This window comes from Faecalibacterium hominis (ex Afrizal et al. 2022), from assembly GCF_049545105.1.
Taxonomy (GTDB): domain Bacteria; phylum Bacillota; class Clostridia; order Oscillospirales; family Ruminococcaceae; genus Faecalibacterium; species Faecalibacterium duncaniae.
Genome location: NZ_CP186860.1, coordinates 2053419 through 2070810, shown reverse-complemented (window position 1 = coordinate 2070810; position 17392 = coordinate 2053419). Strand labels below are relative to the sequence as shown.

Annotated in this window: 15 protein-coding genes and 1 pseudogene; 8 read left to right on the top strand and 8 right to left on the bottom strand. The window is 52.4% G+C overall.

Annotation, left to right across the window (positions count from 1 at the left end; translation table 11 throughout):
- The first annotated feature begins 3 nt into the window (after positions 1–3).
- Entirely contained in the window at positions 4–1392 is a 1389-nt protein-coding gene (locus ACKXGA_RS10045; RefSeq protein ID WP_423729412.1) for a site-specific integrase, read from the top strand.
- 135 nt (positions 1393–1527) lie between these two features.
- Here ACKXGA_RS10045 and ACKXGA_RS10040 read toward each other — a convergent pair.
- The 3 genes and pseudogenes from ACKXGA_RS10040 to ACKXGA_RS10030 all read right to left on the bottom strand — a co-directional run.
- Positions 1528–3018: pseudogene (locus ACKXGA_RS10040) on the bottom strand (recombinase family protein); the annotation flags it as partial.
- A 144-nt stretch (positions 3019–3162) separates the two neighbouring features.
- Positions 3163–3726: a chromate transporter gene (locus ACKXGA_RS10035; RefSeq protein ID WP_015536709.1), complete on the bottom strand. Its 564-nt coding sequence runs from the start codon at positions 3724–3726 to the stop codon at positions 3163–3165.
- Positions 3723–4310 carry a chromate transporter gene (locus tag ACKXGA_RS10030; protein WP_005941143.1) on the bottom strand — a complete coding sequence of 196 codons (588 nt, stop codon included), beginning with the start codon at positions 4308–4310 and terminating at the stop codon, positions 3723–3725. The genes ACKXGA_RS10035 and ACKXGA_RS10030 overlap by 4 nt, the downstream gene beginning before the upstream one ends.
- Positions 4311–4457: 147 nt before the next feature.
- Here ACKXGA_RS10030 and ACKXGA_RS10025 point away from each other — a divergent pair, with 147 nt between their 5' ends.
- The gene (locus ACKXGA_RS10025) at positions 4458–5567 is read left to right on the top strand and encodes an anaerobic sulfatase maturase (protein ID WP_015536708.1); all 1110 of its coding nucleotides are present in this window, start codon (positions 4458–4460) and stop codon (positions 5565–5567) included.
- A 41-nt stretch (positions 5568–5608) separates the two neighbouring features.
- Here ACKXGA_RS10025 and ACKXGA_RS10020 read toward each other — a convergent pair whose 3' ends face one another.
- The 5 genes from ACKXGA_RS10020 to ACKXGA_RS10000 all read right to left on the bottom strand — a co-directional run bounded on the left by ACKXGA_RS10020 (position 5609) and on the right by ACKXGA_RS10000 (position 11207).
- On the bottom strand, positions 5609–6727 hold the full coding sequence (locus ACKXGA_RS10020; RefSeq protein WP_118659023.1) for a GntR family transcriptional regulator: 1119 nt from the start codon (positions 6725–6727) through the stop codon (positions 5609–5611).
- A gap of 16 nt (positions 6728–6743) precedes the next feature.
- Positions 6744–8099 (bottom strand): sulfatase-like hydrolase/transferase, encoded by a 1356-nt coding sequence (locus ACKXGA_RS10015; protein WP_097776425.1) that lies wholly within the window; start codon positions 8097–8099, stop codon positions 6744–6746.
- Positions 8100–8114: 15 nt separating this feature from the next.
- Positions 8115–9623, bottom strand: coding sequence for a tripartite tricarboxylate transporter permease (locus tag ACKXGA_RS10010; protein ID WP_015536705.1), 1509 nt, complete (start codon positions 9621–9623; stop codon positions 8115–8117).
- Between the two features lie 11 nt (positions 9624–9634).
- Positions 9635–10150: a tripartite tricarboxylate transporter TctB family protein gene (locus tag ACKXGA_RS10005; RefSeq protein ID WP_179859583.1), complete on the bottom strand. Its 516-nt coding sequence runs from the start codon at positions 10148–10150 to the stop codon at positions 9635–9637.
- Between the two features lie 91 nt (positions 10151–10241).
- Positions 10242–11207 carry a tripartite tricarboxylate transporter substrate-binding protein gene (locus ACKXGA_RS10000; protein ID WP_044953587.1) on the bottom strand — a complete coding sequence of 322 codons (966 nt, stop codon included), beginning with the start codon at positions 11205–11207 and terminating at the stop codon, positions 10242–10244.
- A gap of 957 nt (positions 11208–12164) precedes the next feature.
- Between ACKXGA_RS10000 and ACKXGA_RS09995 the strand changes: the two genes are divergently transcribed.
- The 6 genes from ACKXGA_RS09995 to ACKXGA_RS09970 all read left to right on the top strand — a co-directional run bounded on the left by ACKXGA_RS09995 (position 12165) and on the right by ACKXGA_RS09970 (position 17341).
- The gene (locus ACKXGA_RS09995; RefSeq protein WP_112145031.1) at positions 12165–12599 is read left to right on the top strand and encodes a plasmid mobilization protein; all 435 of its coding nucleotides are present in this window, start codon (positions 12165–12167) and stop codon (positions 12597–12599) included.
- Positions 12571–14106, top strand: coding sequence for a relaxase/mobilization nuclease domain-containing protein (locus ACKXGA_RS09990; RefSeq protein WP_423729411.1), 1536 nt, complete (start codon positions 12571–12573; stop codon positions 14104–14106). The genes ACKXGA_RS09995 and ACKXGA_RS09990 overlap by 29 nt, the downstream gene beginning before the upstream one ends.
- 12 nt (positions 14107–14118) lie before the next feature.
- Positions 14119–15045, top strand: coding sequence for a hypothetical protein (locus ACKXGA_RS09985; RefSeq protein WP_423729410.1), 927 nt, complete (start codon positions 14119–14121; stop codon positions 15043–15045).
- Between the two features lie 42 nt (positions 15046–15087).
- On the top strand, positions 15088–15381 hold the full coding sequence (locus tag ACKXGA_RS09980; RefSeq protein ID WP_423730400.1) for a transposase: 294 nt from the start codon (positions 15088–15090) through the stop codon (positions 15379–15381).
- A 171-nt stretch (positions 15382–15552) separates the two neighbouring features.
- Positions 15553–16008, top strand: coding sequence for a MarR family winged helix-turn-helix transcriptional regulator (locus ACKXGA_RS09975; protein ID WP_423729409.1), 456 nt, complete (start codon positions 15553–15555; stop codon positions 16006–16008).
- Complete coding sequence (locus ACKXGA_RS09970; protein WP_423729408.1) at positions 15995–17341, top strand: MATE family efflux transporter; 1347 nt, start codon at positions 15995–15997, stop codon at positions 17339–17341. Before ACKXGA_RS09975 ends, ACKXGA_RS09970 begins: the two co-directional genes overlap by 14 nt.
- Positions 17342–17392: the final 51 nt, after the last annotated feature.

Here is a 17392-nt window from a genome sequence, read left to right as displayed (position 1 = left end):
TCTATGGCATATATCACGAAACGTGGCAGCTCTTACAGCGTCCGCTACACCTATCAGGACGAGCACGGCAAGAGCTGCGACAAATGGGAAAGCTTTCCCACAAAAGAGGAGGCGGTGAAACGCCAGAAACAGATCGAACATGAGCTGGCGACCGGCAATTTCCTGATCCCGTCCACGGTGACGGTGGCAGAGTTCCTGATGGACTGGCTGCCCAAGCAGTGCAGCAAGCACAAGTGGGCACCCAAAACCTACCAGTCCAATCTGGCGCTCATCCAGAACCTCATCATCCCTTATATCGGGGAGATGCAGATGCAGAAACTGCGGCCCTACCACATCGAAGCCCTGTACGACACCCTGAGCAAGACCCCCTGCGGACAGTATGTGGGCGGCAAGCGGCGAGACCTCTCGCCCAAGCAGCAAAAGCGCACCCTCTCCGGCACTACCCTCCATGAAGTCCACCAACTGCTGCACAATTCCTTTCTGCTGGCGGTTGAGTGGGGCATCCTCATCAAAAGCCCTGTCCCGGTGGAAGCGCCCAAAAAGACCACCCAAGAGCGTAGCATCTGGGAGGTGGAGGAGATGCGGGCAGCACTGGACAGCATGGAGGACCCCATCCTGCATCTGGCGGTGCACCTGACGCTGGTGGGTGCGCTGCGGGAAGGGGAGGTGGCAGGTCTGACCCCGGAGGACATCGACTTTGATGCCGCCAACGGCATGGGCACCTTCACCGTCAACCGTTCCATGCAGCGGGTGCAGAAGGACACGCTGGCACAGGTGGACAAGGGCTGCATCCTCCGCATCTTCCCGGACAAGCTGGAAGGCAGCAAGACCTCCCTCATCCTGAAAGACACCAAGACCGAGGCCTCCTGCCGCACCATCTTTATGACCGCTGCCCTGCGGGAGGAGCTGAAGCAGTGGCTGGAACGGCTGAAGCGAGAAGAAGCCCTCGAACCGGAGCGATACCGCAACAGCGGGATGCTGCTGCGGCTCCCCAACGGTCTGGCGGTGGAGCCGGTGCTCATCCGCAAAAAGTTCCTGAAATGGCAGGACGCCCACCCGGAGTTCCCGCGCATCGTCTTTCACGGTCTGCGGCATTCCAGTGCCACCTACCAGTTGATGATCTCCGGCGGTGACATCAAGGCGGTGCAGGGGACCACAGGACACGCCAGTGCGGATATGCTGGTGAACACCTACGCTCATATCCAGCAGTCCTCCCGTGTAGAGCTGGGCAAGAAGTTCGAAAGTGGCTTCTATGCCAAGCCCGACACTCCCAGCCCGCAGGCTGTACCCGCCGCAGGCGAACCCACCATCTCCATGACGGCTCTTTTGGAATTGCTCAAGGATGCCGACCCAGAAATGAAGGCAAAACTCCGCTTGGCACTGCTCACCTGATGCAAAAAAGGGCACTGATTGCAATGCAATACAGCGCCCTACATAATCGGACATGGATAACACCGACCGTGCAAAAACCGTGCAGAAACCGTGCAGCCATGGCTTACAAAACAAAAAAGCCATGAAATCTTTCGATTTCACGGCATTTTCTGGTGCAGTAAAGCAATCCAAATCCGAACCATTTTCCTTTGATGCGGCTTGGGCCGCTTCCTCAAACGTGATGGTCTGTGTACCTTCTTTATAGTTAAAGGTTATCAAAACCTTATCATCGTACAGATAAATCGAATTGATGAACGTATCCACCAACGCTTGCCTCTGGTCTTTCAGGCTCATGTCCAGTTTACGGAAGCGCATCAGCCAGAAACGGATAAATTCCTCTTTGATTTTTGGCTTTGCCAGCTTTTCTTCCGCAATGCGGGCTTCAAGCTCACGCTTGGTTTCTTCGAGCTGTTCCAACCGTTCCTTGGTGGAACTGGTGAGGATTCCGGCTTGAATTGCGTTGAGCATATTCTGGATACCCGATTCTGCATCCCGGAGCTGTTTCTCATAGAGAGGAAGGTTGGTGTTCTCTCGGTCTTGCAGCTCCATGACCTTGGCGATAATGGATTCCATGGCGGCATCGTCCCGGACAAGCTGCATGGTCTGGTTCACCACCAGATCTTCCAGCCACTGTTTGCGGACAGTTTTCTTCTTGCAGCCCTTCTTCTTTTTGGCCGTGGCACATTTATAGTAGCGGTGGACTTCTCCCGTCCGGCTTGTGCCGCTTTCGCCAAACATCAGCGCACCGCAGCAACCACAGTGCAGCTTGGTTGTCAGCAGGTAATCGTCCTCTGCCTTTCTTCGGGCAGGGGCTTTCTTGTTTTTGGCAATCTTTTCCTGCACATCATCGAACAGTTCCAGCGGCACGATGGGCGGAATCGCATCCGGCACGACCACATCCCGGAATTTCAGTTCTCCGATATAACGCCGGTTTTTGAGCATGTGCTCCACGCTGTTGTAAGTAAATTCGCCTCCGACCGGGTTCTTGATGCCGTTTTCATTCAGCCAGTCCCGAATCTCTTTCATCGTGAGGCCATCCCGATACTTCGTGAACGATTCCAGCACGAAAGGGGAGGCAAGCGGGTCGATGTGAAATTTCCGCTCGGAATCCAGCGTATATCCAAACGTTCCACGACCACCGTTGCAGCGGCCTTTCAGGATGTTCTCTGTCTGTCCACGGACAACCTTTTCGGCAAGGTCGGCAGAGTAGTATTCTGCATAGCCCTCCAGAACCGATTCCAGAATGATACCCTCTGGCCCCTCGGAGATGATCTCCGTAGCCGACATGAGATTGACACCGTTCTTCTTCAGCTGGGTCTTATACCGGGCACTGTCGTAGCGATTCCGGGCAAAGCGGTCAAGTTTCCAGACCAGAACAATATCAAACAGCTTCTTGTCGCTGTCCTTTATCATCTGTTGGAATTGAGGGCGATTATCCGTCTTGGCAGAGATGGCGCGGTCAATGTAGTGCTTGACGATAGTGATGTCATTCTTTTCGGCATAGGCCGTGCATTCACGAATCTGGCCTTCGATGGATTCTTCGCGCTGGTTGTCCGAGGAATAGCGGGCATAGATCACGGCGGTCATGGCAGGCACCTCACTTTACACATCATTGAACGGTGGAACGTTCATCTTAAGCAATGTTTCGTATAATGTATATACCACAGTTCTGCCCTGATTGCAAGCCCAATGATTTATTTTCATGATTCCAACAGACAAATTGTCTTAAGATTATATTCCGAGCAAAATGTGAAGTCCAAGCCCGGCCACGCCGCACAGGCACATGGTCAGGATGGGATTCCACTTGAGCTTCCGTAGGACAAAAAATGCCGATGCAAAACTGCCGATGCCGATCCAGTCTACGTTGGCGAGCGTCTTTGCACTCTCTCCGAACACCACCATAGACAGTATAGAAAGACCTGCACCAAAGATAAGCGCTACAATGACCGGACGCAGGCAGGCCAGAACACTTTGCAGCAGAGAAATATCCTTGTATTTACGATAGATGTAGGATAGAAGTGAAACAAAGAACAGCGCCGGTGTAATGCAACCTAGTGTTGCAATGATGGCTCCGGGTACCTGCGCGATACGCAAACCAACAAAAGTTGCCGAGTTGACCGCAATGGGACCAGGGGTCATTTCTGCAATCGTGATGAGGTCAGTAAACTCCTGCATCGTCAGCCAGCCATGTTGTTCCACCACTTGGCTCTGGATCAGCGGCATGGCCGCATAGCCGCCGCCTACGCTGAACATACCCACCTGCAAAAAGCTGAGAAAAAGCTGTAAGTAGATCATTTTGCACCACCTTTTTTCCACTGGACCAGAGCCAGCACCACGCCGAATACTGCAGCGGCAAGGATGACCACCACCACATTGACATCAAACACCGTATTTGCGACAAACGCTGCGACCATCAGGGCAATATACACCCATGAGCGGGTCTTCAGCACCTTGCCGCCGAGGTCGAATACAACATCCAGAATGACCGCCGCCACACCAGCCTGCATTCCCTTGAGTAACAACGCGATATAGCGATTGGTGGCAAAAGCATTGTAGAACACAGAAATGACTGAAAGAATGACCATAGGTGGGATGATGGTGCCCAACACTGCCACGATCATTCCAATCAAGCCTTCTACCTGCCAGCCTACCAGAATTGCAGCATTGACCGCGATTGCGCCCGGAGAGGACTGCGCCAACGCTGTCATATCCAGCATTTCCTGTTCATCGATCCAGTGCAGCTCATCTACAAATTTTTTCTTCATAAAGGTCACGATGACAAAGCCGCCGCCGAAGGTAAAGCTGCTAATGTACAGCGTACTCAAAAACAGCTTCCAAAGCCGTGCTAACCGTGTACCGTATGTTTTATTTTCATCCATACAAGTTTTCTTCTCCTTTTTTTGATTTTCGGACAACTATATTCGTTTTCTTACTATTTCAAACAGCTTTTAACTGTTACTGCTTGCGAAAGCCCGTATTTTCCGGTATCCTTGTTTTAAGAACTGCGAAGCACGGAGGGAATCTCTATGAAACATAATACATTTCTCGTCAAGCCAGCGTCCAGCCTGTGCAATCTGCGTTGCCGGTACTGCTTTTATGACGATGTTTCCAACAGCCGAGCCTGCAAAAATATGGGACTGCTTTCCCATGAAATGGCAGGAGAACTGGTTGAAAAGGCTTTTGCAGCCACAGAGGAAGGCGGCAGCGTCCATTTTCTGTTTCAGGGCGGCGAACCGACTCTTGCCGGGTTGGATTTCTTCCGGTTCTTTCTGGAAACGGAGCGTTCCATGCAGCGCAATATCTCTGTGTTCCACAGCATCCAGACCAATGGCATTTGTCTGGATGAAGAGTGGGCTTCCTTTTTCAAAGCCAACTCTTTCCTCGTAGGCCTCTCTCTGGACGGCACACAGGAGAACCATGATCTCTATCGGCTGGACGCAGCTGGGCAGGGCACATGGGATAAAGTAACTCATGCGCTTGCGCTGCTGGATGCCTACAGGGTCGAAACGAATCTGCTCTGTGTTGTGACCGGACAGCTGGCCAGAAAGCCGCAGCGAGCCTTCAAAAGCCTCTGCGAGTTGGGACAGCACAATCTGCAATTCATCCCATGTCTTGACCCACTTGATACGATTGGAGGGCAGGCATATTCTCTAACGCCGGAACTTTATGGTCGTTTTCTGTGCGGCGTCTTTGATACTTGGTATCAGCAGCTGCAACGAGGCAATTATATCAGCGTTCGCAATTTTGAGGACTATCTGCGTATCCTGCTGGGAATGCCGCCTACCTCCTGCGCTTCCTCCGGTTCCTGTGGACATTATCTTACCGTAGAAGGTGACGGAAGCCTTTATCCCTGTGACTTTTATGTTCTGGATGAGTGGAAGCTGGGAAATCTGAGCCACTGTACCGTTGAAGATGCGCTTGATTCTCCCACAAGCCAGACATTTCTGGCACAGGGCCGCAAACGCCCGGCGGAATGCGCAGCATGTGCTTATCAGCTGCTCTGCCGGGGCGGATGCAAGCGAGATTGGGATGCCTCTGGAAGCAACCGCTTTTGCGCAGCGTATAAGCAGTTCTTTGCCTATGTGCTTCCGCGCCTGCATACTGCTGCACATTTTCTGGCACAACAAAACCGATAAAGAGATTCTCCCGGAGAGCAGTACTGCCTCCGGGAGAATCTTTATTTTACCTTTTTGATCTTCCGGATGGAATGGCCATCGTAGAGGATGGGCTTCATGACATAAGTGTAGTTCCGGTCATCGCATTCGCCGGTGGAAATCATCTCCATAAGCCGCAGCGCAAGCTGACGTCCCATCTCGAAGCCTTGCTCCACGGAGCAGGTAACATCCTCCTGCCGATAAGTTTCTTCGGAATAATCAAAACAGACCAGCGAATAATCTTCGGGTACAGTCTTCCCCATTTTCTGCAGAGTTTTCATGACCAGTCGATAGATGATGTAGTTGCAGCAGACGATAGCGGTGCATTTAGGGATGCTCTTCAGAAATCTTTCAATGGAACGGACATAGCTTTCGTTGTGGGCTTCGTCCGAAATACACCACTTGATGTAATCATCGTTCAGTTCCAAACCACGATTTCGCATCGCTTCCGCCATGCCTTGAAACTTTTCTACGCTCTGGTAGTTGTCGTACACGAAGATGCCTGCAATGTGGCTGTGTCCGGCATCCATCAGGCGTCCTATCAGCTGATGGGCACATTCGATGTCATTGATCGTTACGCGGGGGCAGCGCAAGTTCCGATAGAAGTTGTTGTAGAATATCACCGGGATCTTACGTCGGTAAAGCTCCTTGTAGCAGTCAAGATTTGGGCTGAGGATGCTCGATTTGACACCATCCACGATGAAACCGTGAAAATTCTGATGTACCACAGTCTCCAGACAGCGGCGTTCGTTGCAGAATTTGTTATCGGTCAGAAATACATGGAGGTCAACCTGCTCCTGCGTCAGAACACTGCGAACCCCTTCGATTAATCCCGAATTGGCACTTGTATCCTGTCCCTGCAGGACAAGGCCGATTTTATAAAGGGCATCATCTGTGTTCAAATCCCGCGTCATTACTTTTTCCCGGTGGAAATAAGTCCCACTTCCCTTGAGCTTGTACACGAGTCCTTCTGCTACCAACTGGTCGATGGCCACTCGTATCGTTTCTCGGCTGACACCCAGCTTCCGGCAGAGCGCATTTTCCGAAGGCAAACGCTGGTTCCCGGAAAATTTGTTTTCGTCGATATAAGCCAGAAGCCAACGATATACCTGAGCAGATTTTTTCTCAGCAGCCGAGAGCATGGGCAAACGCTCCTTTTCAGTCGGTGATGGTGGGGCGGGTGCCTTCTGCGTGCTGAATCCAGTTCAGCAGACGTTCACGAAGCTCCGCTTTGACGTCGGCGTATGCAGGATCTGCGACAACATTGTTCAGCTGCCACGGGTCTTTCTGCATATCATAGAGGAAGTCGTCCGCATACACATCAGATGCCGCAGCCTCGCCGCCATTGACACCGGGGGCATAGACAGAGTACATATAATCTGCCGTGCGGATGCAGCGGCCGCAGCGGCTCTCCGAGATTTGGGCGTAGACCTCATTAGCTCTATTATGATTTTTCTTTTCCACAACGTCAAGCAGATTTTCGCCGATCATCTTGTCGCCGACATCCACGCCTGCCAAAGCCAACAGAGTCTTGGGGATGCTCTCGGTGCTGACCAGCTCGGTGACTTCCTTGCCGCCCTTGAACGGGCCGCCGCAGATGACCAGCGGCACATGCAGGCAGCCGTCGTGGCACGAGCGCTTATAGTCATCGTATCCGTTCAGATGGGCGTCGCGGTTGCGGGTCTTGAAATGAGAGCCATGGTCGGAAGCGTAAAGGATAACAGTATTCTCATACAGACCCTTTTCTTTCAGTTTTTCCACCAGCTTGCCGAGGTTCTCGTCGAGGCTTGCGCACTGTCCCAGATAATCCGGATACTCTTCTGCTGCATTGCCGCCCAGAGCCTTCAAGTCTTCGGGGAGGACAAAATCCGCAAATCGCTGCTTCGAGCCGTTGGGGCCTTCGTAGTGGTTGTGGTCATTCTGATGGTGCGGCTCAATTTGGGATACGGTCATGAAGAAGGGCTTTTCGCCGGTGTACTGGTCGAGGTAGTCCAGCGCGAACTGGTTGATGCAGTCAGCACGGTAGCCCTTAAAATCGATGCGGTTGTTGTTCTCGTCGAACACATAGCCGTCGTAGCCGTGGGAGGTAAATTCCAGCACATCGGCTGCACGCCAGTAGCCGGTGTAGCCGCCGCGCAACTCCAACGGAACGGCTGTAATGGTATGGTCAATGGTCGGCTTCTTTTCCAGCTCGCCATCCGAGGCCAGATGCCACTTGCCGACATAGGCAGTTTCGTAGCCGGCATCTTTTTCCATATACTCGCCCAGAGTCTTGATATTCGAGGGCAGCATCAGGTTATTGCGGAAACAGCCTGTCTCAGTGGGGTATTTTCCGGTCTGGAACAGGGCGCGGCAAGGGCCGCACACCGGCTGGGGAGAGAAAGCATTGTCAAATTTTACGCCCTCCTCTGCCAGCTTGTCCAGATTGGGTGTGACGTTGAGCGGCTGGCCGAAGCAGCCGCAGGTATCCCAGCGCTGCTGGTCACTGAAGTAGAAAATAATGTTATATGCCACGGTCTTTACCTCCTTTTACTGTTCCACTTTCGCGTTCTTCGTTTCCTTCATCTTGCCGCGCAGGATGCCGATGATAACCACCACGATTAGCGCGATAAAAATCCAGCAATACACACTGCTGAAGAAGATTTTGGGACTTCCATCCGAGATGAGCAGGGCGCGGCGGAAGTTCGTCTCGGTCATATTGCCCAGCACCATGCCCAGCAGCACAGGGACAGCGGGCAGCTCCAGCTTGCGCATGAACCACGCCATCACGCCGAACACCAGCGCAACGCTCAAATCAAAATAGCTGCTGTTCACCGAGTAAGCACCGGCGAAACAGAAAATCACGATGATGGGGGTCAAGATCTGCTGAGGGATGGAGACGACCTTTGCAAACAGACTAGTCAGGTATTTGCCCTGCAGGAACATGAAGATGTTCACGAGGATAAGGCCCAGCATGATGGCATACATGATAGCGCCGTCGGTGGTGAACAGCGAGAGACCGGGGTTCAGGCCATTTATCATCAGGGCCGACAACATGATGGCCACGCAGCCGTCGCCGGGGATGCCCAGCGTCAGCAAGGGAATCAGGGTCGCGCCACAGACGGCATTGTTGGCAGACTCAGCAGCCGCAACGCCCTCCACAGAACCGTGGCCGAATTCCTCGGGATGCTTGGACAGGTTCTTCGCAGTGTTGTAGGAGAACCACGAGGCCTCCGACGCACCCGTGCCAGGTACGATACCAACACAGGAACCGATGATAGAACCCATCAGCACTGGTCGGAACATCCGCTTGTATTCATCTTTTGTGATTTTGCCGTCATCATTGCCGATTTTTCCGGCGTGAAGGTTCAACTCATTCCGCTTCAGCTCTGCCTTGCCAATGATTTCCACCAGTGCGAACAAACCGATGAGGGTAACGGCAAGGTCAAGACCCAGATACAGACGGGGAATACCAAATGTAAAGCGGTCATAGCTGGTCATGGGGTCTGCGCCCACACAGGAAATAAGCAAACCAAGGCAGGCGGCGATGATGCCCTTGACAAGGCTCTTACCAGAAACGCCTGCAATAATCGTCATGCCGAACAGGCAGACCATAAAGTACTCCGCCGTGCCGAGCTGTGCCGAAATTTTTGCGACCTGAGGGCCGAGGAAGAGCAGCACCAACGCAGAGAAGATACCGCCAAAGGTAGATGCATAAAGTGCAATTTTCAACGCCGCCTTAGTGCGGCCCATTTTGGACAGCGGATAGCCGTCCAGCATAGTAGCCGCCGCGTGGGGCGTACCCGGCGTGTTGATAAGGATAGCCGATACCGAGCCACCATAGCCACCTGCGCAGTAAATGCCCAACAGGAACATCATGCCGGGAATCGCACGCATGGTATAAGTGACAGGCAGGAATAGGATGATGCAGAGGATAACACTTAATCCCGGGATGGCCGCGAACACGCAGCCAATAAAGACGCCGAGGTTTATCCAGATGATATTTTCGAGGGTGAAAAGCAGCCCGGAGGCCGGGCCGATAAAGTCAAACAAACCCATATTCTGCCTCCTCAGAAACTAACATTCAGCACAAAGTGGAATACGACCCAAATCAACACAGCCATTGAAACTGTGATGGCATAGTAAAGGGGTTTCTTGCAGCGGAAAAAGACCAGAAATGCCAGTGCGCAGAATACAGCGCCCACAACAAACAGATCCGTGACCTCTGCCAGCAGATAAGTGACCACCAGAATGAGGACGATGACGAGTGCTTTTGTTTCCACCAAAAGATTCAGCGTTTTAGTTTTGGTCGGGCGGTGCATCACCATGTTGTATGCCTCGCGGCCCACCAGAAGGGCGCTCATGGCCAGCATGAGCCAAATCAGCATCGTCGGGAAAGCGCGGCCATTCACAACGTCTTTTTCCGAGATCTGCACCTGCTGCGGCATGATGAGCAGCAGCACGATGCCAATGACCAGAAACAGAATGCCGCAGATCAAATCAACAGGGTACTCGATGTTCTTCTTCTCGAGCTTCGCGCCCCAGTCATCCAGTCTTGCTTCGATGCGTTCTATCAGATTTTTCACCTGTTTCCACTCCTTTTTAAATATAAAAGCAGGGGGACGGGGTCATCCCCTTCCCCCTGCTTCAGCTTTTTGTCGCTATGAGGACTTTTTATCAGCCTGCCACGATGTCCTTATACTGCTCGACGATGCTCTTGACGTTCTCAATGTGAGCCTTCACATCGTCCTCGGTCATGGTATCGACTTCCAGCAGCATGGTGTCGTTCAGCCACTCGACCATCTCATCATCGGCGAGGATCTTATCATACAGCTCTTTCAGCTCGGCAACCTTTGCGGCGTCAGTACCTTTGCGAGCCATGACGAAGCAGCGGTTGCGGAAGTAGGGGTAGCCCTTGGAGCCAACGCCCTCAACGCCTGCGAAGGGGCCGTTTTCGATAGCCTTGTCATCGAATGCGCAAACCACATCAACGCCGCCCTGCTGGTAGGTCTCAAGAATCTGAGACTGGTGAGAGACCGCGAAGTTCGTTTCACCCTTAGCTACAGCCTGTGCAGCCTCCGCAGCGGACTGGTACGGAGTCAGTTTCAGCTGGTCGCCGGCACCCATAGAGCCGAACAGAGCCGCTGCCAGGAAAGCCTCGGAGCCGGTAGCGCCGTTAACGGCCACGGATACGGGGTTGCCTGCCTTGACATAGGCCTCCAGATCGTCCAGATTCTTGAGGTTCAGTGAAGAATCAGCGGACAGGACGAAGACGGAGGAGTACAAGTTCTCCACGAACTCGAAATCGTCGTAGCTGAACTGCAGCTTGGCCGGATCCAGAGTCTCGGTAATGGCGAACAGACCCTCACCGGCGAAGACCAGTTCCTTATCATTTGCCTTAGTACTGGACACCCAAGTGTTGACAGTAGCAGCATCGCCCTTGACGGCTTCAGCAACCAGTGTGATTTTATTATCAGAATAATCAGGGGACTTGGCAGCAGCCTTTTGGCTGACCATCGCTGCTACACCAGACGGTGCCCACGGGCAGGTAACTTTCCAGCTCTCCTGTTTGCTTCCGCAGCCGGTAAGCATCGACAAAGCAAGGACACCGGCGGTGACCAACGCCGCAATACGCTTTTTCATCATTTTACTCTCCTTTTTTGTTTTGCCTTTTCGTGTGGTAGCAAGCACTTCACCGTGCTTTTGTTACCAACAAGATAACATTTCAAGCAATTTCAAGTCAACAAATTTTTTTATTTTACAAAAAAAGTTGTCTGGTAAAAGAGCTAAATGACCACATCTGTATTTTGCTGTAGAAAACTTATTGTGCATATTGCACATCCGCTTGAATCATCTTTGTGCAGCTTAAATTCTTTCATGATGTAAAGTGTATCATATTCATAATAGAAGTCTTACTATTGTCTCCATTCATAAATAATTTCTTCGGAATCATCTTGACGTACCCTACGAACCATGATATTCTCTATCACAAATCCCACTGAACTTGTAGATCGATTGCAAATCTTCTGCAAAAGTGGTTGGTTATCACCGTGAGACCCACCACTTCAGTGAGGGAAAGTCCACGAAAGAATTTACCGCCCTGCAACACACCCGATCATTTTGCCGCCGTTTCACCCCGACAAAATTCTTCGCCTGCTGCGGAGCGGCATTTTTCTTTTTCGGGGCAGTACCTTGAAAATTTCATGAGCCGACCGGACGTGATACCGACTTTCCGTCAACGCCGCTGCACAAACAGGGGCAGGAACTTCGTTCGGAGCAAACGGTGACCCCATTACATGAGCAGCACCACCTCTACTTATTTTTGCGTCTTAACAATTCGGAAACATTTGTTGAAAATGCGTTTTGAGCGCAGCGGTAGAGGGCAAGAACCGTCCCGTGGCCACAAATTTTCAATTCTTGAAAATGTTCTGTCCATCCGGGACTTCACTTCTCAAACTCTTGCGAGTTTTCCAAGTGATCTTGTTGGGGCGTGCCTGCCCCAAACCCTGCTCATGGTTCGCACCTGACGGTGCGAACAGCAACGGCGTGTCGTGCTTTACATAACTTCACCGAGGAGTTATCGAACAGACAGGAGGTACAATGACCAAAACGAATGTTCAATCGACCCCTAGCAATTCCCAGCACCACGACACGCCGAACAGCAAAACGCACGTCATCAAGTTCCGTGTGACAGCGGAGGAAAAAGCGTCACTGGAACTCACTTGCAAACTCCTGAATCTCTCCCTCTCCACTTTTATCCGCCGTGCCATCCACAACGTCAAGATCGAGAAAGCGGTCATCGTTGCAGGTGGCGGAGAAGAAACCCTGACCGCTGTTTCCACCCTGCTTGCCCAGTGCAGCAAGGTGGGCACCAACCTCAACCAGCTTGCAAGGCACTTCAATTCCGGCGGTGCAGACACCGCGCAGATCCGGGCGAAAATCCTTGACGAACTTGCAGACCTGACCGCATTTCGGCTGCACGCCGAGAAAGTTCTGGGTGAACTGTATGGCAACGCTCAAGCATATCGCCTCTAAAAACTCGGACTACACCGCCATCGAAGCGTACCTCGTTTACCAGCACGATGAATTTTCCGGCAAGGTAATTCTGGACGAACAAGGCCGACCCATGCTGCGGGAATCCTACCTGCTCGACACCCTTGAGTGTGGCGATTTCTCGTTTGCAACTGCCTGTCTGCTGGCAAACCGCAAGTATGGCAAGAACACCCGGCATGGTGATATTAAGAGCCACCAGTATATCATCAGCTTTGACCCCAGAGATGCAGCCGACAACGGCTTGACCATGGAAACGGCACAGACTCTTGGCCTGAAATTCTGCGAAGAAAACTTCCCCGGTCATCCTGCCATCGTCTGCACCCACCCGGATGGGCACAACCATTCGGGGAACATCCATGTCCACATCGTGATTGGCAGCATCCGAACACGAGAGGTGGAACGCAAGCCCTATATGCAGAAGCCCCGCGACTGGCGCGAGGGTATGAAGCACTCCAGCACAGCCCAGACCATGCGGCACTTGCGTGTTGAGGTCATGGAGTTGTGCGAAGGTGCTGGACTGTACCAGATCGACCTGCTCAACGGCTCGAAGGAGCGTGTCAGCGAAGCTGAGTATTGGGCGCGTAGGCGTGGTCAGTTGAAACTTGACCGCGAGAACGCAGCCCTTACCGTAGCCGGACAGCAGCCCCAGCAGAAGAAGTTTGAAACTGTGAAGGATACTTTACGGAGACAGATTTCGTCTGTATTGTACCGTGCTACCAGCTTTGAAGATTTTTCGGCGAAGCTCATGCAGCAGTACGGCATCACGGTCAAGGAAAGCCGTGGGCAGCTCAGCTATCTGCCTGCTGGCAGAACCAAGTTTATCCGAGCGAAACATCTCGGTGACAAGTTCGATAAGGCAGCAGTGCTTGCCACGTTGCAGGCAAACGCCGAACGCAAACCTAAGGTGCAGTTCAAGCAGGATGCCATCGGGAAACTGATTGACATTCAGGCAAAGCTGGCCGAGGGTAAGGGCACAGGCTATGAGCGTTGGGCAAAGAAGTACAACCTCAAAGCCATGGCACAAACTCTGATCCTCTTGCAGGAGAAAGATTTGCTCAACGAGGACGCCCTGAACCAGCGCATCGCTGAACTGGAAACCAAGTATCACGACTCACTGGCGGTGGTGAAAGACCTCGAAGGCCGCATGAAAACCAACAAAGAGCTGCGCTATCACATCGCAGCCTACACCAGCACCAAGAATGTCGCACAGCAGTTAAAGACTGCCAAACGACCCGCAGCCTTTGAGGCGCAGCACCGTGCAGAGCTGACAGCGTACCGGGCGGCAGCAGCCTATTTCAAGGCAAACAACCTCACCCAGCTGCCCAGCCCGAAAAAACTGGAAGCCGAGTATGAGCAACTGGCATCCGAAAAGGCAAAGTTCTACGAGCAGTACAAGGAAGCTAAAGAGGAACTGCTCAAACTGAAAACCGCAAAGCAGAATGTTGCGTCCTTTTTCCGGGAGGAAGAACCAGCGCAGCAGGAGAGATAAAGGAGTGTGCGTATGATCAATCTGAAAATTGACCCGGAGTTCCAGTCTCAGATTCCCCCTCTGACCGATGATGAATTTAAGCAGCTTGAAGAAAATATCCTCAAGGAAGGCAAGCTGCTTTCTCCTTTGATCGTTTGGAATAACATCCTTGTTGACGGCCACAATCGTTATGCCATTCTCCAGAAGCATCCTGAGATTTATTTTTCCACCATGCCGCTCCCGTTTGAAAGCAGAGAAGAAGTTCTCGCTTGGATCTGTAAGAATCAGCTGGGGCGGCGCAATCTCACGCCGGAGCAGAAGTACTACCTGATGGGCAAACAGTACGAAGCCGAAAAAGCCGCACACGGCGGTGATCGCAAGAGCAGCGATGCAAAATCAAGTTCGCTAAATGCGAACTTGATCGACAGCACCAAAACCTGCGACCGAATCGCAGAAGAAAACGGTGTGAGCAAGGACACCGTTATCCGCGCTTCGAGGTATATGAGAGGCGTGGAGATTGCGGAAGAACTGATACCGGGCTTAAAGCAGAGCATCCTGTCCGGACAGACGAAAGTGTCCAAAGCGGATATGCACCGCCTCGCCAAGGCTGCCTACAATGACCGTGCACAAACTTTGCAGGATATTCTGCACCCGGAGTTGAAGGCAGAACCGACACCTGACGCTGACGGTGTGATCCGCGTTCCGGGCAAAGCGCCTGTCATGCCATTCCGAAAGTTCGAATCGGTTTACGACAGTGAGGCCTACCCGGAGGATGTACGGTACGAGTATGTGGCATTGGAAGAACTCACTACTCGTTTCCGCATTTCGTTCAACTACCAGTTGGAGAAGATGCCCGATAATGCGCAGCGTGATGTGATTCTGGAGATCATTCACAAGCATAAGGACTATCTTACTTCTCTGGAAGCCGCACTCGCAGATGTTAAAGACCAGACAGCATAACAACAGGCACATGGTATGCTGTTCACCGATGTCCAAAGGAGCGTGCGTTTGAACAAAAAGAAAAAGTCCACAAACACTTCCCCTTACCCCGATGAAGTCATTGACCGTCTGGCACGGGCATTCTACCCGGCCATCCTTGCCTGCTGGAACAGCGAGGAAGGGCAGCGGGAGTTTGCCGCATGGCAGGCGGAACAGGCTCATCATGCAAACAACGAAAAACAGGAAGTTCCCACTGGGGAACTCCCTGTTGTACATATCGCTATCGCCTGTGGTCTTTGGCAGGGTGCGTCCTATTCAGGGGCGCACCCTGTTTTTGTTTTGTATTTGATCTTCTAATCCATGGTTCAGACTGTATTCGCTCAAACACTCTAGAATGGTATGCCGGAAGCAGATGCCTCAAAGCTGCCGACAACTCCGATTTTTCAAAAAGACTTGACATTCCCGGGCAGTTCTATATAATTATCAATGTTAATTATATTTGATAATCGTTTGGAGAGGAATTTCATTATGACCATCGAACTGATCAAGCAGCTGCTGGATGCATGCTATCTGGCAAAGCGGGCACGGGAGATGCTGCCTGCCCTGCCGGAGGGTGTGACATCCTCCTATATCCAGTGTCTGGATGTTATTCAGAAATTGCAGACCCGTGGCATCCAGCCGAAGATCTCTGATCTCAGCGATGCGCTGAATCTGCCCCGCCCCGGTGTGACCCGTACCGTAAAAGAGATGGAGCACAAAGGGTATCTGAGGAAACAGGTATCCGCTGAAGATGGCCGCGTGACCTATCTGTTCCTCACCGAGAGCGGGCAAGCGCTTTCCCAGAAGTACAATACGGACTACTTCTCGCAACTGCTCCCGTATCTGGACGGCATTTCCGAGGAGGATGCAGCGTGCACCATCCAAACGCTGAAAAAATTCCATGCTATTATGCGCGAAAGGAAAGATTCTCTTGAAAAACGATAAGACCGATTTTACCCAAGGCCGCATTTTGCCAAAGCTCGCCTTTTTCATGCTGCCCATTCTGGGTGCGCTGGTGCTGCAGGCTGCCTACGGCGCAGTAGACCTTCTGGTAGTGGGGCGCTTTGGCTCCACTTCAGGCTTGTCTGCGGTTTCCACTGGTAGTCAGGTACTCAACCTCGTCACCTTTGTTGTCACCCAGCTTGCCATGGGCGTCACAGTGCTCATTGCCCGCTATCTGGGCGAAAAACGACCGCAGCACATCGGGCAAGTCATTGGCGGGGCAGCTATTGTGTTCACCCTTCTGGCAGCTGCACTGTTTGTGGTGCTGGTGTTTTTTGCACAGCTTATTTCCAGCCTGATGCAGGCTCCTGCCGAAGCCCTAGACCTGACCGCCAGCTATGTGCGCATTTGCGGCAGCGGCATCTTCTTTATTGTAGCCTATAATATGCTCTCGGCTCTTTTCCGCGGTCTGGGCGACAGCCGCTCTCCGCTGATCTTTGTGCTGGTGGCGTGCATTGTGAATGTTATTGGCGATCTGGTGCTGGTGGCTGGTTTTCATCTGGATGCTGCCGGTGCCGCCATTGCTACGGTAGCAGCGCAAGCCGTCAGCGTAATCTGTGCAATCGCAATGCTGCTGAAGAAGGAGCTGCCCTTCAAAATCCATCGCTCTGATTTCAAGCTGAACCCCCAGTGCAAAAAATTTCTGGGCATCGGTCTGCCGCTGGCTTTGCAGGAGTTTTTGACCCAGCTTTCCTTTCTGGCGCTCTGCGCCTTCGTCAACCGGTTGGGGCTGGAGGCATCTTCCGGCTACGGTGTGGCGTGCAAGATCGTTAATTTTGCCATGCTGATCCCCAGTTCTCTGATGCAGTCCATGGCATCCTTTGTGTCCCAGAACGTGGGTGCTGGCAATAAAAAACGCGCCGAGCAGTCCATGTTCACCGGCATTGGCATCGGTCTGGTGTTCGGCTGCGCCGTATTTGCACTGGTGTGGTGCAAGGGTGACATTCTCTCCGGTCTGTTTACGGCAGATGCCGCTGTTATTGCCAACAGCTATGCCTACCTCAAGGGCTTTGCGCCCGAGACCATCGCCACTGCCATCCTGTTCAGCATGGTAGGTTACTTCAACGGCAACGACAAAACGCTCTGGGTCATGGTACAGGGGCTGGTGCAGACTCTGCTGGTGCGTCTCCCCATGGCATATATTATGAGTATCCAGCCCAACGCCAGCCTGACGATGATCGGTCTGTCCGCACCCACCTCCACCGCAGTAGGCATCTTATTAAACATCTGCTTTTTCCTCTGGCTCAAACGGTACGAAAATCAGACGTGTGCATAGGTTTTGAAGGCTGGAAAGTCTGCCGATGATCGTTGCCACCTGCAAATATGA